This window comes from Massilia niastensis DSM 21313 (assembly GCF_000382345.1).
Classification (GTDB): Bacteria; Pseudomonadota; Gammaproteobacteria; order Burkholderiales; family Burkholderiaceae_D; genus Telluria; species Telluria niastensis.
This window is the reverse complement of the sequence record NZ_KB908098.1, coordinates 22,153-46,077: the sequence shown is the minus strand read 5'-3', so window position 1 is coordinate 46,077 and position 23,925 is coordinate 22,153. Positions and strand designations below refer to the sequence as shown.

Below are 23,925 nucleotides of genomic sequence, written 5' to 3'. Positions count from 1 at the left end.
CGCCCGAAGTCGGGCGACCGGGCCGCTACGGTAAAATCACCACAGCGCCGATCGCGCCGGTTCGCCGATAATTCAACAGTAAAGGAAAATGACATGGCAAAGAAAGAAGAACTCGACGAAGAAACCCTGGCGTTCATTCAATGGTGCATCGAAGTGGAGGGATTCCTGGTCGCCGGCGGCGCCACCGTCGAGCAGGCGCAGGATCATATCGAAGAGGAAATCGATTGGTTTACCGACCAATTCTATGCCTCGCTCACGCCCGAGGAAGCTGCCAGGGAAGCGCTGGCCTGAGATGGCCCGGGGCATGCGCCGGCAAGCCATGCCTCTCTTCGTACAACCGCTTCCTGTCGCTTGCTCTTGCCTATGGGGACGTTCAGCGAGCGTCCTGCTGCTCCTCTGGCCGCGCATTGCGGAACGCCGGCAGCGCCTCGCAGCGTTCGGCAATGGCGACCAGGCTTGCATAGGGCGTCAGGTCGCAGTCGAATTTGCGTGCGTTGTACAGTTGCGGAACAAGGCAGCAGTCAGCCATGGTCGGGGTATCGCCATGACAGAACAGGCCAGTCTCGGGATCGCGCACCAACTGGCGTTCCAGCGCTTCCAGTCCCAGCGATATCCAGTGGCGGTACCATTCATCCCGCTGTTCGGGCGAGGCGTTCAGCTTCCTTTTCAGGTACTTCAGTACGCGCAGGTTGTTGAGCGGGTGGATATCACAGGCGATGACCTGGGAAAGCGCGCGAACGCGGGCCCGTTCCCGTGGGGTGCGCGGCAGTAGTGGATTGCCTGGACAGGTCTCGTCGAGATATTCGATGATGGCCAGCGATTGCGTGGACAGCATCCCATCGTCCTCCAGCATGGGTACGAGGTGAGACGGGTTGAGCGCGTCGTATGCGGCGCCGAACTGTTCCCCGCCGTCCTTCAACAGGTCCACAGGCAACAGCTCGGCTTGTATCCCCTTCAAGTTCAGCGCAATGCGGACGCGATATGCAGCAGAGCTGCGAAAATAGGTATACAGCTTCATGGCGGTTTCTTTTCTATGCTAGACCCATAGGGAAAGGCCGATCAGGCTCGGCCCCGTTGGCCACTTCATTCCGTCACCCTTGCCCCTGCCTGACCAGGCCAGCCCAGGCGGCTGGCGCCGTACGAAGTCATGTTGCGAACGATGAGGGCAGCGAACATCAGGTTTCGTCTACACGCTGTTCGACAGCTTGATCGCCCTCGCCGCATCGGCGCTGAGGCTGCTGGCCAGCAGCCTGACCGGCATTGGCGGCGCCAAGGTGCTGCGCAGCGCCAGCAGCAGGGTGCGCTCCGCCCAGTCGTCGGTCAGCGTAATCAGTTTCAGGCCCATCGAGCGCACATGCGGTTCGGCTGCCAGATACGGCAGGACGCCGATGCCCAGGCCGACCATCACCATCCGGCAGACCGCGTCGAAGCTGCGCACCTGGATGCTCAGCTTCAGTGGCTTCTCAAGCCGGCTGCATTCCGCGCGCAGCCGCTCGGCAAGCGAAGTCGCTTCCGACAGGCTGACAAATTCATAGTCCAAGGCATCGGCAAGCGCCACGCTTGCATGCGTGGCCAGCGGATGGTCCTGGGAAACAATCAGTACCAGTTGGTCCTTGCGGTAATCGAACACTTCCACGTCGCCAACCGCGGTGCGGTCGGCAAAGAGGCCGATATCGGCACGGTTTTCACGCACCGCGGCCACCACGTCGCCGCTGTTGCGCTCTTCCAGGCTGATCCGGATACCAGGGTGCTCGCGCCGGAAACGGGTCAAGTCGTCGGGAAGGAACTGGGTGATGGCGGACGTATTCGCCCAGATGCGTACCTGCCCCCGGCTGCCTGCAGCGAAATCGGACAGCGCGCCCGACATCTTGTCGACATCCTGGAGAATGCCGAGCGCATGCTGGAAACAGGTATGGCCGGCATCCGTCAGGGTGACGCCATTGGCGTGGCGGTAAAGCAGCCTGGCTCCCAGGTGGGTTTCCAGGTCCGAGATGCGCTTGCTCGCGGCAGCCATGGCAAGATTGGACTGCTGCGCGCCGCGTGTAATGCTGCCGGTGCGCGCAACTTCAATGAACAGGTTGAGCGTGACCAGATCGAACCGCGCATAGTTCACAAGCGCTCTCCTTGATGCACCGATGTCGGCAAGCGTTCATTTTGCCACACGCGCACGGGGCTCTTGTCCGCGGGTGCGCGCAAAGGCCAGTCGAGGCGGCGACGGCGGAACGCGCCGCCAGCCCCCACAGCCTTGCGGAGCGATCCGCCGAACCTCAGAATACCCAGTCTTCCTCCTGCTTTCGCCATGCTTCATATGCCTTGATCTTGTCGGAATGGCTGATTGTCAGCGCAATGTCGTCCAAGCCATGAAGCAGGCGGTGCTTGCGCGAAGGATCCACCTCGAACGAGCTTACCCGCTGCTTGCCTGGCCAGGCGACAATTTGTGCCGGCAGGTCGACGGTCAACCGGAAACCGGGCGTACTCTCGCAAGCCTTGAACAAGTCGTCGACTTCCTGTTCCGCAAGAACAATCGGCAGCAAGCCATTCTTGAAGCAATTGTTATAGAAAATTTCAGCAAAGGAAGGCGCGATGATGACGCGGAAGCCGTAGTCAGCCAGGGCCCAGGGGGCATGCTCACGCGAACTTCCGCAGCCGAAATTCTCACGGGCGAGCATGATGCTCGCGCCCTGATAGCGCGGCTGGTTCAGCACAAAATCCGGGTTCAGCGGCCGCTTGCTGCAATCCTGGTCCGGCTCGCCGATGTCCAGGTAGCGCCAGGCATCGAACAGATTCACACCAAAACCGGAACGCCGTATGGATTTCAAAAACTGCTTCGGAACGATGGCATCGGTATCGACATTGCCGCGGTCCAGCGGCACGACCAGCCCTTCATGTATGGTGAACGTTTCCATTAATGCCAATCCCTTATATCGACAAAGTGTCCCATGACGGCGGCGGCGGCGGCCATTTCCGGGCTGACCAGATGGGTACGCCCGCCGGCGCCCTGCCTTCCCTCGAAGTTGCGGTTCGAGGTCGAGGCAGAGCGTTGCCCCGGCTGCAGCTGGTCGGCATTCATACCCAGGCACATCGAGCAGCCCGGCTCGCGCCATTCAAACCCCGCCTCCTTGAAGATGGCATCCAGTCCTTCGGCCTCGGCCTGCTGCTTGACCAGCCCGGAGCCCGGCACCACCATGGCCAGCTGCACGTTGTGCGCCACCTGCCTGCCGCGCACGATGGCAGCGGCGGCGCGCAAGTCTTCGATGCGCGAGTTGGTGCAGGAGCCGATGAATACGACGTCGACATGGATATCGGTAATCGGCGTACGGGGCGCCAGCCCCATGTAGGCCAGCGCATGCTCGATGCCGGCGCGCTTGACCGGGTCCGGCTCTTGCGCCGGATCGGGCACCATGCCGTCGACTGTGGTCACCATCTCAGGGGAAGTTCCCCACGTGACCTGGGGCTTGATCTGGGTCACGTCGATCGTCACAAGCTGGTCAAACACCGCGTCCACGTCGCTCTTGAGGGTGCGCCAGTACGCCACCGCCCGTTCCCATTGTTCTCCGCGCGGCGCTTGCGGCCGGCCTTGCAGGTAGCCGATCGTTTTATCGTCCACGGCAATCATGCCGCAGCGGGCGCCGGCTTCCACCGTCAGGTTGCACAAGGTCATGCGGCCTTCCATCGACAAGGCGCTGACCGCCTCTCCGGCATACTCGATCGCGTAGCCCGTCGCTCCGGCGGTACCGATCTTGCCGATCATGGCCAGCGCCATGTCCTTGGCCGTGACGCCCGCAGGCAGCTGGCCGTCGAAGCTCACCAGCATGTTCTTCGATTTCTTGCCGAGCAGGCATTGCGTCGCCAGTACATGCTCGACTTCGGAGGTGCCGATGCCGAACGCCAGGCAAGCAAATGCGCCATGGGTGCTGGTATGGCTGTCGCCGCACACCACGCTCAAGCCCGGCAGGGTGATGCCCTGCTCGGGCCCGATGACGTGCACGATGCCCTGCCGCTTATCCGCCATGCTGATTTCAGTAATGGCGAATTCGCCACAGTTCTTCGTCAGCGTCTCGACCTGCAGGCGCGAAACCGGATCGTCGATGCCGGCGCTGCGCGCGGTGGTCGGAATGTTGTGATCGGCTACCGCAAGGTTCGAGGCGATGCGCCACACCTTGCGCTCATGCATGCGCAAGCCTTCGAATGCCTGCGGGCTCATGACCTCGTTGAGCAGATGGCGATCGACATACAGCAGCGTGGTGCCATCTTCCTCGACATGCACCGCATGCCGGGCCCACAGCTTGTCGTAAAGAGTTTGTGCCATGTTCTTCTGTCCCTCCATCCCGTGACTTACGCTTGTAAATTGATTGCTCGACCGGTGAGCAAAGCCTGCTGCTGAAACTTCCAGCCCGTCCACGCCCTGTACGTTTTCAATCACGCCGCGCGCCCGACAGTGCCCATCCCCGGCGACATCCTTGGCCGCATCGATGCGGCCCGAAGGGACGCCGTCTTTCCCGAAGCCAGGGGTCGCCGTCGCCCGGCGTTTCTACTTCGATCACTTCCGCGCCAGAACCGGCAAAGCTTGTGGCGGCGACCGGCCCGGCGACCAACTGTCCTGACTCCGGAATCCGGATGCCGGACAGAACCTGATGAGTCATTGTCGAAGGTCGACCTCGAAGCGGGGATGCCGCTGTCAAGTGTGACCCCAAGGCGCGGGAGAGCGGTAGTTCTAAATCGGCAATTCGGGCTTCGTGGAATGCGAAGGCTTCGTGAAATGCGAAGGCAGGACGGTCGATAATACGAATACCGAACTGCCAATAAATCGGTAAATTTGCCCTGTACCCGTGCTTTACCTGGAATCCCGCAGTCGAGAGCGGCGCCAATTCAAAACTAAATTCACAGGAGACTCACGATGTTCCGCAAACTTGCCTGCAGCATGCTGCTGCTCACCTCCTCCGCAGTCGCACTGGCCCAATCGCTGCCATCCAGGCCGATCAGCCTGATCGTTCCCAATCCTCCCGGTGGCGTGGTCGACACCGCCGCCCGCGTGATAGGCCAACCGCTGGGACAAATACTCAAACATACAGTCGTGGTCGACAACCGCCCTGGCGGTAGCGGGAATATCGCTTACCAGATGGTTGCCCGCTCCGCACCGGACGGCGCTACCCTGCTGGTGTCGTATTCGGCTTATCACACAGCCAACCCAGCTCTGATGACGAAGCTGCCGTGGGCGCCGAAGGATTTCACGCCGGTAGCGCTGCTTGTCGCTGCCACCAACGTCATCGCCGTGCATCCTTCGCTGCCCGTCAATAATCTGCGCGAACTGATCGCCTACCTGAAAAAGAACCCCGGCAAGGTCTCCTACGCTTCCCAAGGCAATGGCTCGCTGTCGCATATCGGGACCGAATTGTTCAAGCAGCAGACTGGCACCGACATGCTGCACGTTCCCTACAAAGGTTCCGGCCAGGCGATTTCGGACGTGCTGTCCGGACAAGTGCAGATATTCATCACCACGCCGCCATCGGTGATGCAGCACGTCCAGTCCGGCAAGCTGAAGGCACTGGCGGTTGCCGGCAAGACCCATCATCCGATGATGCCGACGGTACCCACCACGGCCGAAGCCGGCTTGCCTGAATTTACGCTGGAAGCCTGGGTCGGGCTGTTTGCCCCGGCGGGCACCCCACCCGCCCTGGTGACGCAACTTAGCGAGAGTGTGAAGCAAGCGCTGGAGACGCCTGAAGCCAGGAAGCAGGCCGCCGCCCAAGGCGTCGAAGTGCGCTACCTGAATCCGGCGGCCTTGAACAGCCTGGTGAACACGGAGCTTGACTACTGGCAAAACGTGATCAAGAAGGCAAATATCAAGCTGGATTAAATACGGGCAACAACTCGTTTCCCTGTATCGGCTACACATGGATAGCCTATGACAGGCCTTGCCTGTCATAGGTGTTGGCGATGTCACCGTTTCCTGTTGGGCCGCTATGAACTGTTGAGCTTTTGCCTGGTCCAACGCCTATCGCATCAAGGGCGGAGGCAGGATGAAGGCGGCGAGTTTCAAGAGGTGGCTGAAACGGCTGCCGGGGCTGACCCGGCCCCAGCGGGCACAGGTGCTGCAAGCCCTGCGTCCGGCCGTTGGCCTGGACCGGGTCGTCGAAGCGATCGCGCAGGCCAGGGCGGCCCGGCGCTGCTGTCCCGCCTGCGCAAGCAAGTGTTGCCACCGGCACGGCCATGCCAATGGCTTGCAGCGCTACCGCTGCCGCCAGTGCGGGCGCACCTTCAACGACCTCACCGGCACGCCGCTGGCGCGGCTGCGGCACCGCGCGAAATGGCTCGACTACCTGGACACGATGCTCGACTCGAAGTCGGTCCGGGCGGCGGCCAAGGCGGTGGGCGTGCATCGGAATACGAGCTTTCGCTGGCGCCACCGCTTCCTGCACCTGGCCAAACTCGACCGGCCAAGCAGTTTAAAAGGCATTGCCGAGGCCGACGAAATGTTCCTGCTCGAATCGCAAAAGGGATCGCGCAAGCTCGATCGTCCACCGCGCAAGCGTGGCGGCGTGGCCAGGCGGCGCGGCATCTCGCGGGAACTCGACTGCATCCTGGTGGCGCGCGATCGCACGGGGCAGACCGTCGACTATGTCACGGGACGGGGCGCGGTCACCACCCGCCAGCTGCACCAGCACCTGCGGCCGGTGCTCGATCCCGAGGTCCTGCTGGTGACCGACCCGCACGCCGCCTACCGCGCGTTCGCCCGCGAAGCCGGCATCGCGCACCAGACCGTCAGCCTGCGCGCCGGCGAGCGGGTGCGTGGCGCCATCCACGTGCAGAACGTGAATGCCTATCACCGGCGTTTTCGTGAGTGGCTGGCGCGCTTCCACGGCGTCGCGTCGCGCTACCTGCCCAACTATCTCGGCTGGCAATGGGCGCTGGACGGCGGGCGCATCAGTTCCGCAGAACAATTGCTCAGGGCCGCGATCGGGCTCTTCCATATACAAAGGTGACAGCGCCTAGGTGTTGATTTTGCGAGGTCTTTTCAATTCAATCCATGAAAAACCATCGTATCGGACAGGTCGCCCCCAGCAGTGACACCACCCGACGCTCAGTGTCGACTGCTGCCTGACCCCGGGAGGCGCGCCCTGATGGTATGCTTCAATCCATGACTACTGACTCCGATATTGAACTGTCCGGCCCTTTCCAGGCCAAGGACGGCAACGGCCGTACCCTCGACGTCAAGGCGATCCGCATCTTCGACGAGGGTTACGGGATCATCGACGTGTATGTGGAGTTCGCGAACAAGCTCGATCCCGGCGCGTACAAGGACACTGTGCTCGTACGCCAGATCGTCGATCGCCTGCGCGCTGTCGGGTACAAGGGGCCGGACTTCGGCCATAGCGATCCGGGCCTGCAGGAGAGCCGCGTCATCGTGCTCGAGGCGCCCGAGGAATTCGCCGCGTTCGCCAAGAGCCGCGGCTGGAAGAACCTGGCCGAGGACTTCGACGAATAAGACGCTCATGCCGGCGGGCGCCCGCGCCCGCCATTCGTCCACCCTACTCCCCGGAGCGACCCGTGGCTTCACGATCGCGCTCGTATCCTCTCGTGAATGGAAATGGCGGCAGTCAGGACTCGCGGCGGACAATCCAGCTTTCGTAAGTTGGCATCAGCTGGTCCGGAGCATCCAGGGCTCCCAGGTGCACTTCGATTTCGTCGGCGCTACGTGCAAAAACGGACGAGCCGCAGCGGGGACAGAAAAACCGCCCCGCATAGTCGCGTGTTTCGCCATGGATCGCCACCGCATCCTGAGGGAACACCGCGGCAGCATAAAAAAGCGCTCCGTGATGCTTGCGACAGTCGAGGCAATGACACAGGCCAACCCGGTATGGCCGTCCTGAGGCCACAATCCGGACGTCGCCGCACAGGCAGCCGCCAGTGAATCGATCCATGCCGTGTCTCCTCTCCATGTAGCGGTTCGGATAATTATAATGAACAGCACCGTGGCTGCCATTACCTGAAGCCAGCCAGCGAAGTTGGCAGACGGCGTCATGCCACTTTTCACCGCATGGATCTTCGCCCGGCCAAGGCAGTGAGAAAGTGCGCATTATTGAGGATTGAACATTGATAAGCTCATCGATTCAAGATCCGAGGTGCCCCGATGGGTAGTGACTACGACTGCAGTATTTCTCACGACGATGCCGCGACAACCGGTGGGACCAGCGTCAATCAACCACACCTGTTGCTGATCCACGGCCTGCTGGGGTCGATAGCCTACTTCGCACCGGGCAGCCGCCTGGCCGGGCTGGACCTGCTCGCCCCCGACCAGCTGGGCTATGGCAGCAGGGCCGACGCCGTCCCGCCCGAAACGATCGACCTGCATCTGCAGGCGGACGCCATCGTCCGGACCATCCGCGAGCGCTTCGGCGCGCCCATCTGGCTCCTGGGCCACAGCGTCGGCGGCGCGGTCGCCATGCTGGTTGCAGACCGGATTCCGGAGCTGATCGCCGGCCTGATCAGCGTGGAGGGAAATTTCACCCTCAAGGACGCCTTCTGGTGCTCAAGGATCGCGGCCACCCCGGTCGAAGAGTGGGAACAACAATATCGCGTGATGGCGGCCGACCCGGAAGGCTTCCTGGCGCGCGGAGAGATCGCCCCCAGCGCCGAACGGCTGGCCTGGGCCGATGCCATCCTGAAGAACCAGAGCGCCGCCACGGTGCTCGCCATGGCGACCTCGGTCGTCAAGGAAACCGGCGCGCCGGCCTACCTGGAGCTGGTGCGCCGCGTGGTCGCACGCACCCCGCTCTACCTGCTGGCGGGCGAACGCAGCGTCTCCGGCTGGGATGTGCCGGACTGGGTGCGCGCGGCGGCGCGCCGGGAACTCGTGGTGCCCGCTACGGGACACATGATGATGCTGGAGAACCCGGCCGGGTTCTGCCACCACGTGCGCGGGATGATCGAAGGGGTCGCGGCGGAGTCACCGCAAGGGGCGGCCGCAATGCAGGCCTGATGCCGGCGTACCCGCTCCTGCACCCTACGCAAGTGGCGCTGGACAGATCCGGTTGCGCCCCGCCAGCTTCGCCTCGTACAGCATGGCGTCGGCTTGCAAAAATAGTTCGTTCCCGCTGCGGCACTCGGAATAGGCCGCGATCCCGCCGCTGAAGGAAAACCGGCGCACCACGCCGGGCGCCGCCGCGAAGACGATGGCGCCGAAGGCCTGGCGCATGCCATCCAGCCGGCGCCAGCCCTCTTCCAGCCCACAATCCCAAAACACGACCACGAATTCCTCGCCGCCGAAGCGGCTCAGCAGGTCGCGCTCGCCCAGGTGCGGCGCCAGCGCGAGCGACAGGCGCTTGATCACGATATCGCCGAAATGGTGGCCCCAGGTGTCGTTGATAGTCTTGAACCTGTCGATGTCGAGCACGCCGAAGGCCAGCGGACAGCCGTCGCGCGCCGCCTCGCGGACCAGCTCCTGGGCTTTCTTCTGCAAACCGACCTTGTTGAGCAGCCCGGTGGCGCGGTCCTTGCCGATCAGGTCCTTGTTGACCCGGATCTTGTCGGCGCGGCCGGCCAGCTGCGCCAGCAGCAGCGCGGGCTCGCCCGGCAGCAGGATGGCGTCGGCCCCGCCGGCCAGCGCGCGCCCGGCCAGGACCGGGTCCAGGCGCCCCGGCAGCAGCAGGATCTCGCGCACCGGGTCGGCGTCCATGTTCTTCTTGAGGATGCGCACCACGGCCTCGTTGCGCACGAACTCGATGTCGGTGAGCAGGACCAGGTCGGGCTGCAGCTCCTTGACGCGCAGGTGCAGGGTCTGGGCCTCGGCATGCGGGACCAGCTCGATACGCCGCGCGGCCAGCGCCGCGCTGTCGAGCCCCGGCGCCTGGCCGGGGCAGACCACCCGCACCAGGTCGCCGCGCTTGCTCTGGACGAACAGGTTGAACAGCCGCTCGACCAGCACCTCGTTGGGGATCGGCTTTTCCGCATACGCCAGGCAATGGCTGTCGACCAGGCGCTGCTGCAGCAGGAAACGGCTGCCCTGGCGCGCGCTCTGCAGGTAGACATAATCACGCCCGTCCGGCAGGCGCTGCAGCAGTTCGCCCAGCATCAGGGTCTTGCGGCTGTCCTGCATGTCGGACTGCATGTTGTGCAGGGCGTCCAGGTCGATCACGAACAGGCTGTTGCCGCGCTCCGCCTCCACGGCGGCCACGAAGCGGCTCACCTCGTCGAAGAAGCGGATGTCGAAGTCGTACTTGTGCGCGTGCAGCAGCAGTTCGGCGCGGTTGTCCTTGATGAAGAAGCTCTGCGACAGCAGCAGTACCTGGTTCCTGTAGAGCGGCGCGTCGCTGGTCATGGTGGGATCAAGGGTCGTGAATCAGGGCTGGCCGGCGCACGCCAGGCGCCCGCAACCAGCTTACTCCGCGCAGGCGACCGCGCATTGATGAAGATCCCACAGCGCGCCGACCCGCAGGCCGGCGTGGACCGGCGCCAGTTCATCGATGCCGAGTTCTTCCATCAGGCCGACCAGCAGGGCCAGGCCGCCCGGCAGGTGCGGGGCGCGCGCCGCCGCTTCCCAGGCCAGGCGCACGCGCGCCACGTGGCCGGCGTCGATGAAGCGCCGGCGCAGCTCGGCCAGGCAGGCCGGCGTCAAGGGCCCGGTCGAGATGCCGGTCTGCTGCGCGATCTCGGCCAGCGCGCGCACGGTGCCGCAGGCGCCGTAGCTGGCGCTCCAGCCGCGCCCGGCCATCCCGCTGCCGGCGAAGCGGTTGCGCCCCGAGCGCACCGCGGCCTCGAAGCCGACCGCGTCGATGACGCCATCGCAGAAGAAGCTCAGGCTCTGGCGTACCGCGCCTACTGCGAAGGTGTCGATGCGTTCGGGCGTCGCGCCCGATCCCAGCACCAGCCCGGTCGAGCCGCTGCCGATGTCGACCACCAGGCGGCGTCCGCCCTGCGCCTCGCCCAGGGTATTGGCCACGCCCATGTAGACCAGGCGCCCGGCTTCCTTGCCGCTGATGAGATCGATGGGGCGCCCGAGCGCCTGTTCGGCCGCCGGCAGGAACAGCGGCGCATTGCGCGCCATGCGCAGGGCCGCGGTGGCGACCACGCGCACCGCCTGCGGATGCCAGGCGTCGAGCGCGCGCCGGAACTCGGCCAGGCAGACCAGCGCGCGCCGCATGGCGGCGGCGTCCAGGCAACCGTCTTCATCGATGGTGGCGGCCAGCCGGACCGGCTCGGCCATGGAAGCGCTGAGATGCAGGACGCCATCCTCGATCTGCCCTACGTGCAGGCGGAAACTGTCTGAACCGAGCTCGACGGCGGCATACAGGGGGAGGTCTGCTGGAGGGTGAATCATGGCGGCACCTGCTGCGAAGATGGCGCAGCATAAGCCGCCAATGTGACAGCGTCGTGACGCCCCGCGACGCGCGCCTGCCGGGACCGGTTCCTAGACCTCGGCCATGGCCGGCGCCGCCCGCGCGACGCGGTTGCGCCCTTCCCGCTTGGCCTCCAGCAAGGCCTCGTCGGCGCGCTGGAACAGGGTCACGGTGCTGTCTTCCGGACGCAGGGTGGTGACGCCGAAGCTGGCCGTCATGGTGATCATGGCGCGCTCGCTCTTGACCGGCGTGGCGGCGATCGCCGCACGGATGCGCTCGGCCACCAGGCTGGCCTCGTCCAGGTTGGTGCGCGGCAGCAGGATCGCGAATTCGACCCCGACCAGGCGGCCCAGCAGGTCGCTGTCGCGCAGCTGGCTCTTGCACAGCTCGACCACGTGGCGCAGCACCACGTCGCCGGCCGGATGGCCATAGCCGTCGTTGACGCGCTTGAACTGGTCGAGGTCGAGCACCACCAGCGCGGTCGGCAGGCCGGGACGGCGCGCCAGCGCCATCCACGGCGCCAGCGCATTGAAGAAGCCGCGCCGGTTCGGCACGTCGGTGAGCGGATCGACCACTTCCAGGCGCGCCAGTGCGCGCTGCGCGCGCTCGCGCGCCAGCAGCAGCATGCCGAAGCCGTTGGCCAGCATCAGGAGGTAGAGCGCGGCCGCGGAGAGCTGGCCCAGCAGGTCGTTGGTGAGCCAGCCCCAGCCGCCCGGAAGCAGCAGCACCGACAGGCCGCGCGCCGCCACCACCAGCGCCAGCACCGCCGTCACCAGGGCCAGGAAGCGCTGCAGCAGGCTGGCCTCGCCCCAGCGCACCGCCAGCGCCACCGCGCCCGACAGGTAGAACGCGCCCAGCAGCAGCGAGGCGGCCACGCCGCGCAAGCCCTCCTCGTCGATCAGGTAGCACACGAAAAACGCCAGGATCGCCAGCCCGCCCAGCACCAGGGTCGGACGGCGCCAGCCCGCGCGGCCGGCGGCTTCCCAGGACGCGCCGGCTTCCACGGCGACGCCGGCCAGCAGCAGCGCATAGCCGCCCGGGATCGCCAGCGGGGCCGGCACCACGCCGGCATCGCCCAGCGCCAGCAGCAGCCAGGCGCCGCCCTGGGTCTGCTTGGACAGGCTCCAGGCGGCAAGCGCGCCGGGACGCGCCGTGTTTTGTTCGAAGAAGGTCAGCAGTGCAACCAGGGAGAGGTTGCCCAAAGCCAACACCAGCACCATGGTCGAGGCGTCGAGGGTCATCATCAGTACTCGTGCTCCACGTGGGTGCTGCCGTCGCCGACCCGGCTGGCCCAGGCGCGGGTGAAGTAGTCCTTTTCCTCGTCGCGCGGCGCTTCGTGCCAGAACACGATCAGGGTGCCCTTGTGGTCATGGAGCTGGGTCAGCTTGTGGACCAAGCCCTCGTTGCCGGCGCCATCCGCCAGCGCCATCGCATACCCGTACACGCGCCCCAGCCGCTCGATCCGGTCCGGCTCGGTCTGGCTGTTGGTCGCGGTGATGGTGGGATGGTCCAGGAACATGCGTTCTCCGAGTGGCTGCGGCGGTCAGCTTATCAGAAAGCGATGCCCCGGAACAAGCTGCGCCGGAGCGCCCAGCGCTCGCGTATACTCTGCCTATGCCCCTGCCCTCCGACCGCCCCGTCTCCGCCGGCTCGCCGGCCGCCCATGCTCCGCCGCTGGTGCGCACCAGCGGCGACCGCCGGACGCTCGAGTTCACGCCGGGCGACATCCAGAGCGAAATGCTGCTGTCGCGTCCCGACGCGCTGGTGCTGGCCTATGCGCGCGCCATGATGTGTTTCGCCCTGTTCGTGCCGCGTCCGCGCCATATCGTGATGGTCGGCCTGGGCGGCGGATCGCTGGCCAAGTTCTGCTACCGGTGCTTTTCCCATGCGCGCATCACGGTGCTCGAAGTGCGCGCCGACGTGATCGCGCTGCGCGAGCAGTTCCACATGCCGCCCGACGATGCGCGCCTGCGCGTGCTGCACTGCGACGCCGTGCACTACCTGGCCGAGGCGCCGGGCAGCGCCGACGTGCTGCTGGTCGACGGCTTCGATGCCGCCGGCCTGCCGCCCGAGCTGTCGAGCGCGGGCTTCTACGCCGACTGCCGGCGCGCACTGCGTCCGGGCGGCGTGATGGTTGCCAATATCTTCAGTTACGATCCTGACTATGTATCTGCGGTGCAACGGCTGCACGACGCGTTTGCCGGCCGCCTCGGCTGGTTCAAGGGCATCGCCGGGAACAACCGCATCCTGTTCGCCGTGCGCCCCGGCGCCGGACCCGATGCCGGGCGCGCCGGGCGCGTGCTGGCGCGGATCGGGCGCCCGTGCGGCTTCGGGCTGGGCTGGACCAACCGCCTGCTGGCGCGCGCCGTCGTTGCCTGGCTATCACGCCGCTCTGTCTGAGGGTCGCCACAGGCAGTGGTGGAATTGTTCCATTCGGCACAATTCGTTTGCGAAAACGCGCGGTTTTATGACACACTGGCGCGCACTGATGCCTCTTGGCAAGCCCCTTTACCAGATACCAATACGCACCTGAAGCCCACCATGCCGCGTCGCCGCCTGCCCTTGTCGCTTACCCTCGCGGCGGCCCTCACACTGGGGGGCGGCCTGGCCGCCTCCGGCGCCCTGTTCCTCGGCGTCAGCCACCTCGAGTACGACAACATGGCGCTCGCCTTCAGCCAGCGCGCGGACGAGCGCGTGGCCGCGGTGCGCCAGGGCATGGACCAGGCGGTCGAGGTGCTGAGCGTGACCAACCAGCTGTTCGCCGCCGGCGAGAAGGTCAGCCGCGAGCGCTTCCACGACTTCACGGCGGCGCTGCTCAAGCGCCACGCCTTCATCCAGGCCTTCAACTACCACCGGGTGGTGCCCGGCGAACAGCGCGCGGACATGGAAGCCGAGCTGCAGCGCATCCGCCCCGGCGCCGTCATCACCGAGATGCAGTCCGGCGGCCTGGCGCCGGCGCCGGCCCGCGGCCACTACCACATCGTCGAGTATCTCGAGCCGATGGCCGGCAACGAACCGGCCTTCGGCCTGGACCTGAGCCGGAACCCGGCGGTCATGGGCGCGCTCGACCTCGCGCGCGGCACCGGCCAGCCGGCCGCGACCAGCCTGTTCGCGCTGGCCCAGAACGCGACGCCGCAGCCGAGCTTCGAGCTGATCATGCCGGTGCTGGACAAGGCGGGCGTGATGGTCGGCGACACCGCCGTCGTCATCCGCGGCAGCGACCTGGTGCGCACCGCGCTGGCCGGCGCCGGCCTGCTCGAGACCGACGTTGTCCATGTAGCGGTCTACGCCGGCGAGCACGCCGACCCGCAGCTGCTGCTGCTGTCGACCGGTCCCACCGGCGCGGTCCGGCGCCACTGGCTGGCCAACTGGCTCGCGCCCTCCCATCCGGGCGCCAGCAGCACCGTGCTGAAGGTCGGCGGGCGCCCGTGGCGCATCGACGTGGCGGCCGCCCCGCGCCCTTTCCTGCCCGACCACATGGCCTCGGTGGCCCTGCTGGTGGGCGGCATCCTGGTCACCCTGCTCGGCACCGCCTTCGTGCAGGCCTCCGGCCAGCGCGCGCGCAAGGTCCAGCAGCTGGTGCGCCAGCGCACCGCCGACCTGCGCCGCACCAACCGCCGCCTGCTGGACGACATGGTGGCGCGCGAGCGCGCGGAAAAGGCGCTGCAGCAGAGCGAACAGCGGTTCCGCCAGCTGGTGTCGATGTCGTCCGACTGGTACTGGGAACAGGACGCAGCGCTGCGCTTCACGATGGTCACCGGCGGCTTCACCGAGAAGTCCGGCGTCGCGGTCGAGAACCTGCTCGGCAAGACCCGCTGGGAATACATGCCGAGCCTGCTCGAGACCGAATTCGGCCGCGCCCACGTCGCCCAGCTCAGGGCCCACGAGCCATTCACCAATCTCGAATACCAGACCGTCGACGAGCATGGCGACACGCGCTGGTTCTGCGTCAACGGCCAGCCGGTGTTCGACGACGACGGCGTCCTGACGGGCTACCGCGGCACCGGCACCGACATCACCGAGCGCAAGCTGACCGAGCAGCGCGTGCACCACGTGGCCCAGCACGACGTGCTCACCGGCCTGCCCAACCGTTCGCTGCTGCAGGACCGCCTGGCCCAGGCGATCGCCTATGCGAACCGCAGCGGCCATCCGGTGTGGGTGATGCTGATCGACCTCGACCGCTTCAAGTTCGTCAACGACAGCATGGGCCACAAGGCCGGCGACGTGCTCCTGATGACGGTGGCGGCGCGCCTGCGCTCCTCGCTGCGCGATTCCGACACCGTGGCGCGCCTGTCCGGGGACGAGTTCGTCGTGATCCTGTCGCAGTACCAGGACGAGCCCCTGACGAGCGACATCGTGCAGCGCGTGATGGATTCGGTGGCCCAGCCGGTCATGCTCGGCACCAAGGAATTCTTCGTCACCTGCTCGATCGGCGTGGCCGTCTACCCGAGCGAAGGCACGGCGGCCGACAACCTGATCGAGCATGCCGACATCGCCATGTACCGCGCCAAGAAACTGGGCCGCAACAACTTCCAGTTCTACACCCCGGCCATGAACGAAGAATCGCTCGAGCGCGTGCGCATCGAGAGCGCCCTGCGCAATGCGCTCGAGCGCAACGAATTCGTGCTGCATTACCAGCCTCAGGTCGACCTGAAGAGCGGCCAGATCGTGGGCATGGAGGCGCTGATCCGCTGGAACCACCCGGAACTGGGCATGGTGCCGCCTGGCCGCTTCGTCGGCGTGGCCGAGGAGACCGGCCTGATCGTCCCGATCGGCGCCTGGGTGATGCGCAGCGCCTGCGCCCAGAACAAGGCCTGGCAGGATGCCGGCCTGGGCCGCCTGCGGGTGGCGGTGAACCTGTCGGCGCGCCAGTTCGGCGCGGCCGACCTGATCGCCAGCCTGGAAGCGGCGCTGAACGACACCGGGCTGGAGCCGGACTGCCTGGAGATCGAACTGACCGAGAGCCTGTTCATGAGCGACGTGACGCCGGCGGTGGAACTGCTGCACCGCATGAAGTCGCTGGGCGTGAACCTGTCGATCGACGACTTCGGCACCGGCTACTCGAGCCTGTCCTACCTGTCGCGCTTCCCGATCGACGTGCTGAAGATCGACCGCTCGTTCGTGGCCGACATCACCCACGACGCCAACGACGCCGCGATCGTCACCTCGATCATCGCGCTGGCGCACAACCTGAAGCTGGCGGTGATCGCCGAAGGCGTGGAAACGGCCGAGCAGCTCGACTACCTGCGCACCCACGGCTGCGACGAAATGCAGGGCTATTACTTCAGCAAGCCCTTGCCCGCGGCCGATTTCGAGCAGCTGCTGCGCCAGCGCCGCGCGCTGCCGGCGAAGGCGCCCGAGGGGGAACCGGCGGTCGTGGCGGCGGCCGCCTGAAGCTGCCCATCAATAAAACCTGTCCGGAAAACATTTTTGTAGCCAGTAAGACATCACTGGCATACAATCTCATGCCTATTTCATAACGCCGGAGTCTGGAAAACATGGTCATGAATGAACTATTGCCTCCGAAGGCCGAGGAATCGGCAACGCGCAGGCAACGCACCGACATCCGCACGCGCGACCTGGTCAACCAGGCGATCGCGTCGGTTCCCACCCTCGGCCTGCCGCGCGCAGCCGAGTTCCTCGCGACGATGAACGTCCCGGCCGAAGTGGCGGTCCGCGTGCTGGTCTACCCGAACCGCCGCCGCGGCGGCTAGGAACCCCTTCCAGCGGGCGGGAGTCGCCGCTGGCGTGTCTTTCCTAGCGCTTCTTTTCCTGATGCGCGATGTCGGCCAGCGACTCGCGTCCCTTCTCCGTCAAGGCGTAGCCGCCCTCTTCGCGCGCGGCCACGTGCGACTTCGAGCTGAGGAATTGCAGCACGTCGCCAGGCACCTGGGCCTGGGCGTCGTCCGCCAGTGCGCGCATCGCTTCCACGCAGCGGCGCAGGAACAGCACCTGCTGCCCTTTTTCAGTCAGCAGGATGCGGCCGTCACGCGCGTATTCGATCATCTTCAGGCCGGCCAGGCGTTTGGCGTTGCGCCCCACGCAGGCAGTGGCGTTCTCGCGCCGGGTACCGCGGCGCACCAGCTCGAGTGCGTCGAATTCGTCTGTCGTCAGCTTTTCGTTCTTCATTACCGCTTTCATTCACCAAGGCGCGACATGGTAACCGCCACGCCGGCGCACGGCAACCTCAACGCGTCGAACGCAGTGCGAACCAGCCGATGCCGGCGCTCGCCGCCGCCAGGCCCAGCGCCAGCGCAAGCTGCACGCGGCGCGAACCGAACAGCGGGCTACGGCCCAGATAGATCTTGTTGTACAAAGTCGAACCCATCATCATCGCCTCCTGCAATGTCATGTTCCTGATCTCATTATAGAAACTCCGGTATGGCAGCTGTGTGACGAACGGCACAGCATGCGTCGGCCAGACGAAAAAGCAACACCGGCAGGCCACTAGCGCGCGCCAGCCGACGTAGGGGCCTGTTAGGATCATACGACATTGACAACTTTACTGGAGCACAGCATGAACCACCGCAGTCCCACGGTCGACCCCGCGGCGCAAGGCCGCCCCCTCTATGACGAAGCCGATATCGGTAGCGGCGAGAAATCCCCGGGAGAGCAGGAAACCGAAGAGATGATCAGGCAGATCCCGCCGCTGCCGCCGTCGAACCGGCAGTCGGGCGATGCGGGACAGGCAGGCCAGGGGCGCGATGCCCCCGCCGACAGCAAGGCGCCGTAAGCCGGCGCGGGCAAGCGCAAATGTAAGGCCCGGGACCGGGGCTGGAGCCCGGTCCGCAGGCCCTGGCCGGCCCGTTCAGCCGGCCCGGATCGGCGGCTCGGGCAGGCGCGGCTCCTCGACCGGTGCGTTGATCGGGTCGGGGACGTCGTCCGGCACCGGAGGCGGATGCCCCGGCGGTTTCTGGTCGGGCGGTGTTTCGGGATCGGGCGTGGTATGCGCCGAGATCGCGGTGGCGGCCGGATCGCGCACCGGATCCTGCGCCGTCAGGATGTCGAGGGAATCGCGCAGCGTGTCCTGCGCCGTGAACTCGTTCATGGTTGGCCTCTCAGGTGGATGCCGCGCGCCGCGCACATGAGAGGCATGGCGCGACGCGCGATGACATGGAAGGCAACGAGGTTGCCGGAAACCGCGGCAGGCGGGCGCCCGCCGCGAGCTCGATGCTCAGTGCTTCTGCTTCTGCTTGGCGCCGCCGCCGGCGCCTTCGCCGGTGCCCGCCCTCACCCGCGATTTTTCATCGTGGCTGCTTTTTTCGGTCTTGCCGGCCCGTTGCTTGGCCAGTTCTTCCTCGGACATATTGGCCGACTGCTTGTTCTGGGTACCGCTCGATTTCGAATTGCCCATCGCTTGCCTCCGTGATGAAAATGATGACGTCGGAAGGAGCCTAGCACGGATGCCAACAGCAGGTTTTTCAATAGTGCGCGGGGGTTTTGCGGACCGTCCCGGCTCGGCTATAGTGGCGACTCCATCCACATGAACCCGCATCCATGCTCCCGCTCCGCCTGCTCCCGGCCGCCCTGCTGTTCGCCGCCACCCATGCCCTTGCCGCCAGCCCGATGAAGCTCGCCGACTACCTGGCCCTGGGCGGCCCCGAACCGCTGCTGCGGGTTCCCTACGGTCCGGCGCCCTCGCAGTATGCCGAACTGTTCCTGCCGCAGGGCAAAGGGCCGTTCCCGGTGGCGGTGCTGGTGCACGGCGGCTGCTGGACCAGCAAGTTCGGCGGCATCACCCAGCTGCGCAACATGGCCGGCGCGCTGGCCGCGCGCGGGATCGCGGCCTGGAACGTGGAATACCGCCGCGTCGACGAGCCGGGCGGCGGCTATCCCGGCATGTACCAGGACATGCACGGCGCGCTCGACGCCCTGCGCGCCCAGGCGGGCCGCCATCCGCTCGACCTCGGGCGCGTGGTCGCGGTCGGCCATTCGGCGGGCGGCCAGCTGGTGCAATGGATCGCCGGCCGCGCGCGCATTCCCCGCGACAGCCCCTTGTACCGCGCCGATCCGCTCCCGGTGCGCAACATCGTCAGCCTCGGCGGACTGGCCGACCTGCGCCACGAAGCGGCCCTGATCAAGTCCAGCTGCGGACGCGATACCGCGCAGCTGGCGGGGGAAGCGGGCCCCGGCCGTCCGGACGTGTTCGTGGACACCAATGCGGCCGAGCTGATGCCGAACGGCAGCCGCACCTGGCTGGTGACGGGCGCGCTCGACACCATCTCGCCGCCGCGCGCCGCGCACGACTATGCGGCGCGCGCCCGCGCCGCCGGCGACGCGGCCGAGGTCGTGATCCTGCCCGATGCCAGCCATTACGACGAGGTGGCCGCCACCTCGCCCGCCTGGCCGCGGGTGCTCCAGGTCATCGAGCGCGCGCTCGGGACCGGAGCGCGCGCAGCGGCGCCGGAGCCGGCCAGCCCTTAAGGCTCGGCCGGACGCACGCGCCGCGCCAGCGGCGCCTCGACCTCCAGGTCGCTGCGCGGCACCGCCACGCAGGGCAGGATATAGCCCTCGCGCTTCTCGTCGAACGACAGGCCCGGCCACTCGACCAGGTAGGCCACCTGCCCCGCGCGCAGGCGGCAGATGCAGGTGCGGCAGGTGCCGTTGCGGCAGGAACTGGGCAGGTCCAGGCCGGCCGCCTCGGCGGCGCGCAGGATGCTGGTGTGCTCGTCGGCGCCGAAGCTTTCCGCGCCCGGCAGCAGGGTGACAGTGTGGATGGTCGTGGACATGGTGGCCGATTGTAGCGTCCGGGATGTCGGGATGCAGGGTACGTTGTCGCACAGACTCCTTTCAGCCGCGCCACTACGCTGGGGTTTCCAGAGCAAGAAGCAGGAAACCACATGAAAAAAACCACCGCAGCCTCGATCGCCGCCCTGCTGGGCTCCCTTTCCCTCGCCGCGGGCGCAGTCGCCCAGCCGCCCGCCGGCCAACCGGCCGTGCCCGCCCCGCCGGCGGCGCCGGCTCCCCAGGCCCCCGCGGACCCCGCACAGCCTCAGGTCCAGGCGGCGCCGAAGAAACCGGCCGCCGGCAAGCAGGCGCAGTTCGAGCGCCTGCTGCGCGCCCAGGTGCTGCTCGACCGCGCCTACTTCTCGCCCGGCGAGATCGACGGCGCCTACGGCTCCAACATGCGCCAGGCGCTGAACAGCTTCCAGGCGGCGCGCAAGCTGCCCGTCACCGGCAAGCTCGACAAGGCGACCTGGGACGCGCTGAATGAAGACGACACCCCGCACCTGGTCAGCTATACCCTGGCCGAGGCCGACGTGGCCGGTCCGTTCCGCCCGGTGCCGAGCGAGATGATGGCGAAAGCCGCGCTGCCGGCGCTCGGCTATGCCAGCGCGGCCGAGGGCCTGGGCGAGAAATTCCATGCCAGTCCGAAGCTGCTCGAGCGCCTCAATCCGGGCAAGGAGCTGACCCGCGCCGGCGAGGAGATCACGGTGCCGAACGTGGGCGGCAAGGAGCCGCTGCCGCCGGCGGCGAAGGTCGTGGTGCGCGACAAGGCCAAGACCCTGCAGCTGTACGACGCCGGCGGCCAGCTGCTGGCCCAGTACCCGGCCTCGACCGGTAGCGACCGTGATCCGCTGCCGGTCGGCACCTGGAAGATCGAGGGCGTGCACCCGAATCCGGTCTACAACTACAACCCCAAGCTGTTCTGGGATGCCGAGCCGGGCGACAAGAAGGCCAAGATCGCCCCGGGTCCGAACAACCCGGTCGGCGTGGCCTGGATCGACCTGTCCAAGCCGCACTACGGCATCCACGGCACCCCGGTGCCCGGGCATGTCGGGAAGACCGAATCGCACGGCTGCATCCGCCTGACCAACTGGAGCGCCGCCGAGGTGGCGAAGGTGGTCGCGGCCGGCGTCGAGGTCGTACTTCAGGACTGAGCTGATCCGAGCGGAGGATGAGATGAAACGGCTGATGATCTTCGTGGTGGGCTTGCTGGTGGGCGCGGGCGTGCTGTTCGTCCTGCTGAACGACGTGGCGGACGAGCCGGCGCCGGCGCAGGTCGCCGCGGTGGATACGGCGGCGGTCGCGGCCGCGCCGCCGCCCGATGCGGCGCCGCCGCCAGCCGATGCCGCGCCAGCCGATGCCGCCCCGCCGGCCCCGCCGGCCGGCACGCCGCCCCCGGTCGACGCCCAGCTGCAGGGCGCCCCGGTCGTTCCCACCAACCTGGCCGAGGCCGACCTGCCGCTGCGGCCGACCGCCGACGCGCTGTCGGCCGCCAGGGCCACGCCCGGCGCCGTTTCCACCCTGCCGACCAGGCTGCTGGTCCCGGTGCAGGGCGTGAAGGCCGCGGGCCTGACCGACACCTTCGACAAGCCGCGCGGCAACCAGCGCCACCACGAAGCGCTCGACATCATGGCTCCGAAAGGCACGCCGGTGCTGGCGGCCGGCGACGGCAAGGTGGTCAAGCTGTTCGAGAGCAAGCCGGGCGGCCTGACGGTCTACCAGTTCGACCCGAGCGAGAAATACGCCTACTACTACGCCCACCTCGACCGCTACGCCGACGGCGTCAAGGAAGGCATGACGCTCAAGCGCGGCGACCTGGTCGGCTACGTGGGCGTGAGCGGCAACTCCGACCCCAACGCGCCGCACCTGCATTTCGCCCTGGTCGAACTCACGCCCGAGAAAGAGTGGTGGAAGGGCACCCCGCTCAATCCGTTTCCGCTGCTGACGGATTGACGGGCGGCTCGTCGACGTCTTCGCCGACGTTGATGGCCGCATAGGCGCGCCGCACCGCGACCGCCTCGCGCCCGTCCTTGCCGTACAGGTCCTCGGCCGCCTCGATCATCCTGGCGCGCGCGGCGGCATAGTTGGTGCTGGAAGTGAACCTGGTCGTGCTGGCGTGGAACCAGATGCGGAAGGCCTTGTCCAGGCCGATGCCGGTCATCGCCGCCGGCTGCTTCACCAGGTACTTGCTCCAGGCCTCGCTGTCGCGCGCGGCATCGGAACCGCGCGCCAGGAAGTAGAACATGCGGTTGTTCGGACCGCTGCTGTAGTGCACGTCGAGGCGCTTGAGGCCGGTGCTCCAGGCGTCATGGCTGCTGCCGTCGCGGCTGGGCCTGGCCATCCAGCGCAGCGGCGTGCCGTTGCGGCTGATCTCGGCGCCCAGCATCCAGTCGTTGCCCTCGTCCGGGATCGCCTCGCCCTTGCCGCCGGCGCGCGCATAGGCTTCGACCACCTCGCCGGCGATGTCCGACGCCGATTCGTTCAACCCGCCCGATTCGCCCATGTACACCAGGTTCGAGGTCGCGGCCGTCACCCCGTGTCCCATCTCGTGCCCGATCACGTCGATCGAGCCCAGGCTGGTGAAGAAGCTGCCGTCGCCGATGAACATGCAGCGGCAGGTGTCGCTGTAGTAGGCGTTGTCGTAGCCGCGGTTGACGTGGACGGCGATGTGGGTCGCGGTGTCGCGGCCGTCGAGCGAGCGCCAGCCGAGCACGTTCTTCAGCGCGTCGTAGGTGTTCATCAGGCCCCACATGGCGTTCACGGCCGCGGTCTGGCCATTCGGCCCGGTGGTGCTGCCGCCCTCCACGAACTGCTTGCCGTCGCCCCAGGTATTGCTGTCGCTGGCGTAGACCTTGCCGGCGCTGGTGCCGTGGTTCGCGTTCGTGATCGCCATCGCGCCGAAGGTCCCGCCCTTGCCGCGTTCGGGATCGAGCATCCGGTAGACCCCGTCGGCAAAGGTGGTGCTGAGCGGGACCTCGCCGTTGTACTGGCTGCGGCCGACACCGGCCACGGTCTGGAGCATGTTCCACTGGTCGATCGGTGCCGCGTCGCGGGCGCTGATGACGGTGTCGTGGAACAGCGGCTGCTCGCCGACGCGCATGCGCGTGCGCACCAGCCAGGCCAGCTCGTAGCGTTCGACCACTTCCTGGACGTCGAGCGCATTGAGGTCTTCCTCGGCCTTGCCGAGCGCCTCGGGCAGGCGCTCCTCGCCCATCACCGGATAGATCAGCAACTCGGCGCGCGGCGCCGCCACGTGGGTGGCGCCCTGCGCCAGGATGGCCAGCGCGGCGGCGATCGCGGCTTTCGCACCGATGCGCGGCCGGGTGACGAAACTGGCGGTGGCGGCGCCCAGCCGGTTGGCCACGCCGCGGCCCAGGTGCAGGCGGCGCGTGGAGGCGGTCTCGGACAGGATGCGCAGCTGCTGGTCCAGCAGCACCACCGAATCGGAGCCGAACACCTTCAGGCCCTTGTAGGTATGCGCGGCGCGCACCACCTGGGTGCCCTGCACGCCCGGATGCTGGGCCGTCACCTTGTAGAAGTGGTCGGGGTCGAGGCCATGCGAGGGGCGCAGCGAGGCGAGCTGGCCCAGCACCGCCGCCTGCGCCTTCGCGTCCAGGGTCAATGGCGGGCTCATCACGGGAGCCGCGAACGAGGGGTGTGCGAGCAGGACGGCAGCCGCCAGCAGGGCTGCCCGGAGTGTCGTGTGAGGGGTCATCTCGTCTCCATCCGGTCAGAGCCGGCGCAGGTGCGCCGGTCATCGGACATGATGGACTTGCTTGCGGACGAGTATTTGCTTAGACGCAAGAAGCGCGTCGGTGGGCGTGGCTGTCGGAGGGTGCGCCGGCGATTCGGCGCCCGCACC

28 protein-coding genes are annotated in these 23,925 nt (G+C 66.9%); 12 read left to right on the top strand and 16 right to left on the bottom strand.

Annotated elements, in window-relative coordinates:
* Nucleotides 1-93: 93 nt before the first annotated feature.
* On the top strand, nt 94-291 hold the full coding sequence (locus H162_RS0114835; RefSeq protein ID WP_020654263.1) for a hypothetical protein: 198 nt from the start codon (nt 94-96) through the stop codon (nt 289-291).
* 82 nt (nt 292-373) lie between these two features.
* Here H162_RS0114835 and maiA read toward each other — a convergent pair whose 3' ends face one another.
* From maiA to H162_RS33255, 5 genes are all read right to left on the bottom strand, one after another.
* Complete coding sequence (gene maiA / locus H162_RS0114830; protein ID WP_020654262.1) at nt 374-1,018, bottom strand: maleylacetoacetate isomerase; 645 nt, start codon at nt 1,016-1,018, stop codon at nt 374-376.
* A gap of 168 nt (nt 1,019-1,186) precedes the next feature.
* Nucleotides 1,187-2,113 carry a LysR substrate-binding domain-containing protein gene (locus tag H162_RS0114825; RefSeq protein ID WP_020654261.1) on the bottom strand — a complete coding sequence of 309 codons (927 nt, stop codon included), beginning with the start codon at nt 2,111-2,113 and terminating at the stop codon, nt 1,187-1,189.
* A 154-nt stretch (nt 2,114-2,267) separates the two neighbouring features.
* Complete coding sequence (gene leuD, locus H162_RS0114820; protein ID WP_020654260.1) at nt 2,268-2,906, bottom strand: 3-isopropylmalate dehydratase small subunit; 639 nt, start codon at nt 2,904-2,906, stop codon at nt 2,268-2,270.
* Nucleotides 2,906-4,309 carry a 3-isopropylmalate dehydratase large subunit gene (gene leuC, locus H162_RS0114815; protein WP_026354660.1) on the bottom strand — a complete coding sequence of 468 codons (1,404 nt, stop codon included), beginning with the start codon at nt 4,307-4,309 and terminating at the stop codon, nt 2,906-2,908. The genes leuD and leuC overlap by 1 nt, the downstream gene beginning before the upstream one ends.
* A gap of 106 nt (nt 4,310-4,415) precedes the next feature.
* On the bottom strand, nt 4,416-4,643 hold the full coding sequence (locus H162_RS33255; protein WP_084677028.1) for a CoA transferase: 228 nt from the start codon (nt 4,641-4,643) through the stop codon (nt 4,416-4,418).
* Between the two features lie 254 nt (nt 4,644-4,897).
* On the opposite strand from H162_RS33255, the gene H162_RS0114810 reads away from it, so the two are divergent.
* The 3 genes from H162_RS0114810 (at nt 4,898) to H162_RS0114800 (ending at nt 7,486) form a co-directional block, all read left to right on the top strand.
* Nucleotides 4,898-5,857 (top strand): Bug family tripartite tricarboxylate transporter substrate binding protein, encoded by a 960-nt coding sequence (locus tag H162_RS0114810; RefSeq protein ID WP_156885622.1) that lies wholly within the window; start codon nt 4,898-4,900, stop codon nt 5,855-5,857.
* A 163-nt stretch (nt 5,858-6,020) separates the two neighbouring features.
* Nucleotides 6,021-6,983, top strand: a complete 963-nt coding sequence (locus tag H162_RS0114805; RefSeq protein ID WP_020654257.1) for an IS1595 family transposase — start codon at nt 6,021-6,023, stop codon at nt 6,981-6,983.
* 155 nt (nt 6,984-7,138) lie between these two features.
* Complete coding sequence (locus tag H162_RS0114800; RefSeq protein WP_020654256.1) at nt 7,139-7,486, top strand: hypothetical protein; 348 nt, start codon at nt 7,139-7,141, stop codon at nt 7,484-7,486.
* A gap of 112 nt (nt 7,487-7,598) precedes the next feature.
* Here H162_RS0114800 and H162_RS33250 read toward each other — a convergent pair whose 3' ends face one another.
* Nucleotides 7,599-7,922, bottom strand: a complete 324-nt coding sequence (locus tag H162_RS33250; RefSeq protein WP_156885621.1) for a GFA family protein — start codon at nt 7,920-7,922, stop codon at nt 7,599-7,601.
* A gap of 290 nt (nt 7,923-8,212) precedes the next feature.
* Between H162_RS33250 and H162_RS30955 the strand changes: the two genes are divergently transcribed.
* On the top strand, nt 8,213-8,980 hold the full coding sequence (locus tag H162_RS30955) for an alpha/beta fold hydrolase (RefSeq protein WP_020654255.1): 768 nt from the start codon (nt 8,213-8,215) through the stop codon (nt 8,978-8,980).
* A 24-nt stretch (nt 8,981-9,004) separates the two neighbouring features.
* Here H162_RS30955 and H162_RS0114790 read toward each other — a convergent pair whose 3' ends face one another.
* The 4 genes from H162_RS0114790 to H162_RS0114775 all read right to left on the bottom strand — a co-directional run bounded on the left by H162_RS0114790 (nt 9,005) and on the right by H162_RS0114775 (nt 12,855).
* A complete protein-coding gene (locus H162_RS0114790; RefSeq protein WP_020654254.1) occupies nt 9,005-10,318 on the bottom strand; it encodes a GGDEF domain-containing protein in 1,314 nt (437 codons plus the stop codon).
* A 60-nt stretch (nt 10,319-10,378) separates the two neighbouring features.
* The gene (locus tag H162_RS0114785; RefSeq protein WP_026354658.1) at nt 10,379-11,317 is read right to left on the bottom strand and encodes a Ppx/GppA phosphatase family protein; all 939 of its coding nucleotides are present in this window, start codon (nt 11,315-11,317) and stop codon (nt 10,379-10,381) included.
* Between the two features lie 90 nt (nt 11,318-11,407).
* Nucleotides 11,408-12,580, bottom strand: a complete 1,173-nt coding sequence (locus H162_RS0114780; protein ID WP_020654252.1) for a GGDEF domain-containing protein — start codon at nt 12,578-12,580, stop codon at nt 11,408-11,410.
* A complete protein-coding gene (locus H162_RS0114775; RefSeq protein ID WP_020654251.1) occupies nt 12,580-12,855 on the bottom strand; it encodes a hypothetical protein in 276 nt (91 codons plus the stop codon). Before H162_RS0114775 ends, H162_RS0114780 begins: the two co-directional genes overlap by 1 nt.
* 95 nt (nt 12,856-12,950) lie before the next feature.
* On the opposite strand from H162_RS0114775, the gene H162_RS0114770 reads away from it, so the two are divergent.
* From H162_RS0114770 to H162_RS0114760, 3 genes are all read left to right on the top strand, one after another.
* On the top strand, nt 12,951-13,736 hold the full coding sequence (locus tag H162_RS0114770) for a spermine/spermidine synthase domain-containing protein (RefSeq protein WP_020654250.1): 786 nt from the start codon (nt 12,951-12,953) through the stop codon (nt 13,734-13,736).
* A 141-nt stretch (nt 13,737-13,877) separates the two neighbouring features.
* Entirely contained in the window at nt 13,878-16,730 is a 2,853-nt protein-coding gene (locus tag H162_RS0114765) for a bifunctional diguanylate cyclase/phosphodiesterase (protein WP_020654249.1), read from the top strand.
* 110 nt (nt 16,731-16,840) lie between these two features.
* Entirely contained in the window at nt 16,841-17,050 is a 210-nt protein-coding gene (locus H162_RS0114760; RefSeq protein ID WP_229452085.1) for a hypothetical protein, read from the top strand.
* Nucleotides 17,051-17,093: 43 nt separating this feature from the next.
* On the opposite strand, the gene H162_RS0114755 is transcribed toward H162_RS0114760, so the two are convergent.
* Nucleotides 17,094-17,465, bottom strand: coding sequence for a hypothetical protein (locus H162_RS0114755; RefSeq protein ID WP_020654247.1), 372 nt, complete (start codon nt 17,463-17,465; stop codon nt 17,094-17,096).
* Nucleotides 17,466-17,523: 58 nt separating this feature from the next.
* Nucleotides 17,524-17,688 (bottom strand): hypothetical protein, encoded by a 165-nt coding sequence (locus tag H162_RS34040; protein WP_156885620.1) that lies wholly within the window; start codon nt 17,686-17,688, stop codon nt 17,524-17,526.
* A gap of 165 nt (nt 17,689-17,853) precedes the next feature.
* Here H162_RS34040 and H162_RS0114745 point away from each other — a divergent pair, with 165 nt between their 5' ends.
* On the top strand, nt 17,854-18,069 hold the full coding sequence (locus tag H162_RS0114745; RefSeq protein WP_020654245.1) for a hypothetical protein: 216 nt from the start codon (nt 17,854-17,856) through the stop codon (nt 18,067-18,069).
* A gap of 75 nt (nt 18,070-18,144) precedes the next feature.
* Here H162_RS0114745 and H162_RS30950 read toward each other — a convergent pair whose 3' ends face one another.
* Together H162_RS30950 and H162_RS0114735 are read right to left on the bottom strand one after the other, a co-directional pair.
* Nucleotides 18,145-18,384 carry a hypothetical protein gene (locus H162_RS30950; protein WP_020654244.1) on the bottom strand — a complete coding sequence of 80 codons (240 nt, stop codon included), beginning with the start codon at nt 18,382-18,384 and terminating at the stop codon, nt 18,145-18,147.
* A 126-nt stretch (nt 18,385-18,510) separates the two neighbouring features.
* Nucleotides 18,511-18,690: a hypothetical protein gene (locus H162_RS0114735; RefSeq protein ID WP_020654243.1), complete on the bottom strand. Its 180-nt coding sequence runs from the start codon at nt 18,688-18,690 to the stop codon at nt 18,511-18,513.
* A 143-nt stretch (nt 18,691-18,833) separates the two neighbouring features.
* Between H162_RS0114735 and H162_RS0114730 the strand changes: the two genes are divergently transcribed.
* Entirely contained in the window at nt 18,834-19,760 is a 927-nt protein-coding gene (locus H162_RS0114730; RefSeq protein WP_020654242.1) for an alpha/beta hydrolase, read from the top strand.
* Here the strand turns inward: H162_RS0114730 and H162_RS0114725 are convergent.
* Nucleotides 19,757-20,065 (bottom strand): 2Fe-2S iron-sulfur cluster-binding protein, encoded by a 309-nt coding sequence (locus tag H162_RS0114725; protein ID WP_020654241.1) that lies wholly within the window; start codon nt 20,063-20,065, stop codon nt 19,757-19,759. The two genes, H162_RS0114730 and H162_RS0114725, sit on opposite strands and share 4 nt — an antisense overlap.
* 111 nt (nt 20,066-20,176) lie before the next feature.
* On the opposite strand from H162_RS0114725, the gene H162_RS0114720 reads away from it, so the two are divergent.
* Nucleotides 20,177-21,217: a L,D-transpeptidase family protein gene (locus H162_RS0114720; RefSeq protein ID WP_020654240.1), complete on the top strand. Its 1,041-nt coding sequence runs from the start codon at nt 20,177-20,179 to the stop codon at nt 21,215-21,217.
* A 22-nt stretch (nt 21,218-21,239) separates the two neighbouring features.
* A complete protein-coding gene (locus H162_RS0114715) occupies nt 21,240-22,016 on the top strand; it encodes a M23 family metallopeptidase (protein ID WP_026354656.1) in 777 nt (258 codons plus the stop codon).
* Here the strand turns inward: H162_RS0114715 and H162_RS0114710 are convergent.
* Nucleotides 21,988-23,778 carry a M4 family metallopeptidase gene (locus H162_RS0114710; RefSeq protein WP_026354655.1) on the bottom strand — a complete coding sequence of 597 codons (1,791 nt, stop codon included), beginning with the start codon at nt 23,776-23,778 and terminating at the stop codon, nt 21,988-21,990. The two genes, H162_RS0114715 and H162_RS0114710, sit on opposite strands and share 29 nt — an antisense overlap.
* Between the last annotated feature and the right edge of the window lie 147 nt (nt 23,779-23,925).

Bases quoted from the DNA above. Each gene is read 5' to 3' on its own strand.
- H162_RS0114835 (WP_020654263.1), top strand. From the start codon at position 94: ATGGCAAAGAAAGAAGAACTCGACGAAGAAACCCTGGCGTTCATTCAA.
- maiA (WP_020654262.1), bottom strand. From the start codon at position 1,018: ATGAAGCTGTATACCTATTTTCGCAGCTCTGCTGCATATCGCGTCCGC.
- leuD (WP_020654260.1), bottom strand. From the start codon at position 2,906: ATGGAAACGTTCACCATACATGAAGGGCTGGTCGTGCCGCTGGACCGC.
- leuC (WP_026354660.1), bottom strand. From the start codon at position 4,309: ATGGCACAAACTCTTTACGACAAGCTGTGGGCCCGGCATGCGGTGCAT.
- H162_RS33255 (WP_084677028.1), bottom strand. From the start codon at position 4,643: ATGACTCATCAGGTTCTGTCCGGCATCCGGATTCCGGAGTCAGGACAG.
- H162_RS0114810 (WP_156885622.1), top strand. From the start codon at position 4,898: ATGTTCCGCAAACTTGCCTGCAGCATGCTGCTGCTCACCTCCTCCGCA.
- H162_RS0114805 (WP_020654257.1), top strand. From the start codon at position 6,021: ATGAAGGCGGCGAGTTTCAAGAGGTGGCTGAAACGGCTGCCGGGGCTG.
- H162_RS0114800 (WP_020654256.1), top strand. From the start codon at position 7,139: ATGACTACTGACTCCGATATTGAACTGTCCGGCCCTTTCCAGGCCAAG.
- H162_RS33250 (WP_156885621.1), bottom strand. From the start codon at position 7,922: ATGGATCGATTCACTGGCGGCTGCCTGTGCGGCGACGTCCGGATTGTG.
- H162_RS0114790 (WP_020654254.1), bottom strand. From the start codon at position 10,318: ATGACCAGCGACGCGCCGCTCTACAGGAACCAGGTACTGCTGCTGTCG.
- H162_RS0114785 (WP_026354658.1), bottom strand. From the start codon at position 11,317: ATGATTCACCCTCCAGCAGACCTCCCCCTGTATGCCGCCGTCGAGCTC.
- H162_RS0114780 (WP_020654252.1), bottom strand. From the start codon at position 12,580: ATGATGACCCTCGACGCCTCGACCATGGTGCTGGTGTTGGCTTTGGGC.
- H162_RS0114775 (WP_020654251.1), bottom strand. From the start codon at position 12,855: ATGTTCCTGGACCATCCCACCATCACCGCGACCAACAGCCAGACCGAG.
- H162_RS0114770 (WP_020654250.1), top strand. From the start codon at position 12,951: ATGCCCCTGCCCTCCGACCGCCCCGTCTCCGCCGGCTCGCCGGCCGCC.
- H162_RS0114765 (WP_020654249.1), top strand. From the start codon at position 13,878: ATGCCGCGTCGCCGCCTGCCCTTGTCGCTTACCCTCGCGGCGGCCCTC.
- H162_RS0114760 (WP_229452085.1), top strand. From the start codon at position 16,841: ATGAATGAACTATTGCCTCCGAAGGCCGAGGAATCGGCAACGCGCAGG.
- H162_RS0114755 (WP_020654247.1), bottom strand. From the start codon at position 17,465: ATGAAGAACGAAAAGCTGACGACAGACGAATTCGACGCACTCGAGCTG.
- H162_RS34040 (WP_156885620.1), bottom strand. From the start codon at position 17,688: ATGACATTGCAGGAGGCGATGATGATGGGTTCGACTTTGTACAACAAG.
- H162_RS0114745 (WP_020654245.1), top strand. From the start codon at position 17,854: ATGAACCACCGCAGTCCCACGGTCGACCCCGCGGCGCAAGGCCGCCCC.
- H162_RS30950 (WP_020654244.1), bottom strand. From the start codon at position 18,384: ATGAACGAGTTCACGGCGCAGGACACGCTGCGCGATTCCCTCGACATC.
- H162_RS0114735 (WP_020654243.1), bottom strand. From the start codon at position 18,690: ATGGGCAATTCGAAATCGAGCGGTACCCAGAACAAGCAGTCGGCCAAT.
- H162_RS0114730 (WP_020654242.1), top strand. From the start codon at position 18,834: ATGCTCCCGCTCCGCCTGCTCCCGGCCGCCCTGCTGTTCGCCGCCACC.
- H162_RS0114725 (WP_020654241.1), bottom strand. From the start codon at position 20,065: ATGTCCACGACCATCCACACTGTCACCCTGCTGCCGGGCGCGGAAAGC.
- H162_RS0114720 (WP_020654240.1), top strand. From the start codon at position 20,177: ATGAAAAAAACCACCGCAGCCTCGATCGCCGCCCTGCTGGGCTCCCTT.
- H162_RS0114715 (WP_026354656.1), top strand. From the start codon at position 21,240: ATGAAACGGCTGATGATCTTCGTGGTGGGCTTGCTGGTGGGCGCGGGC.
- H162_RS0114710 (WP_026354655.1), bottom strand. From the start codon at position 23,778: ATGACCCCTCACACGACACTCCGGGCAGCCCTGCTGGCGGCTGCCGTC.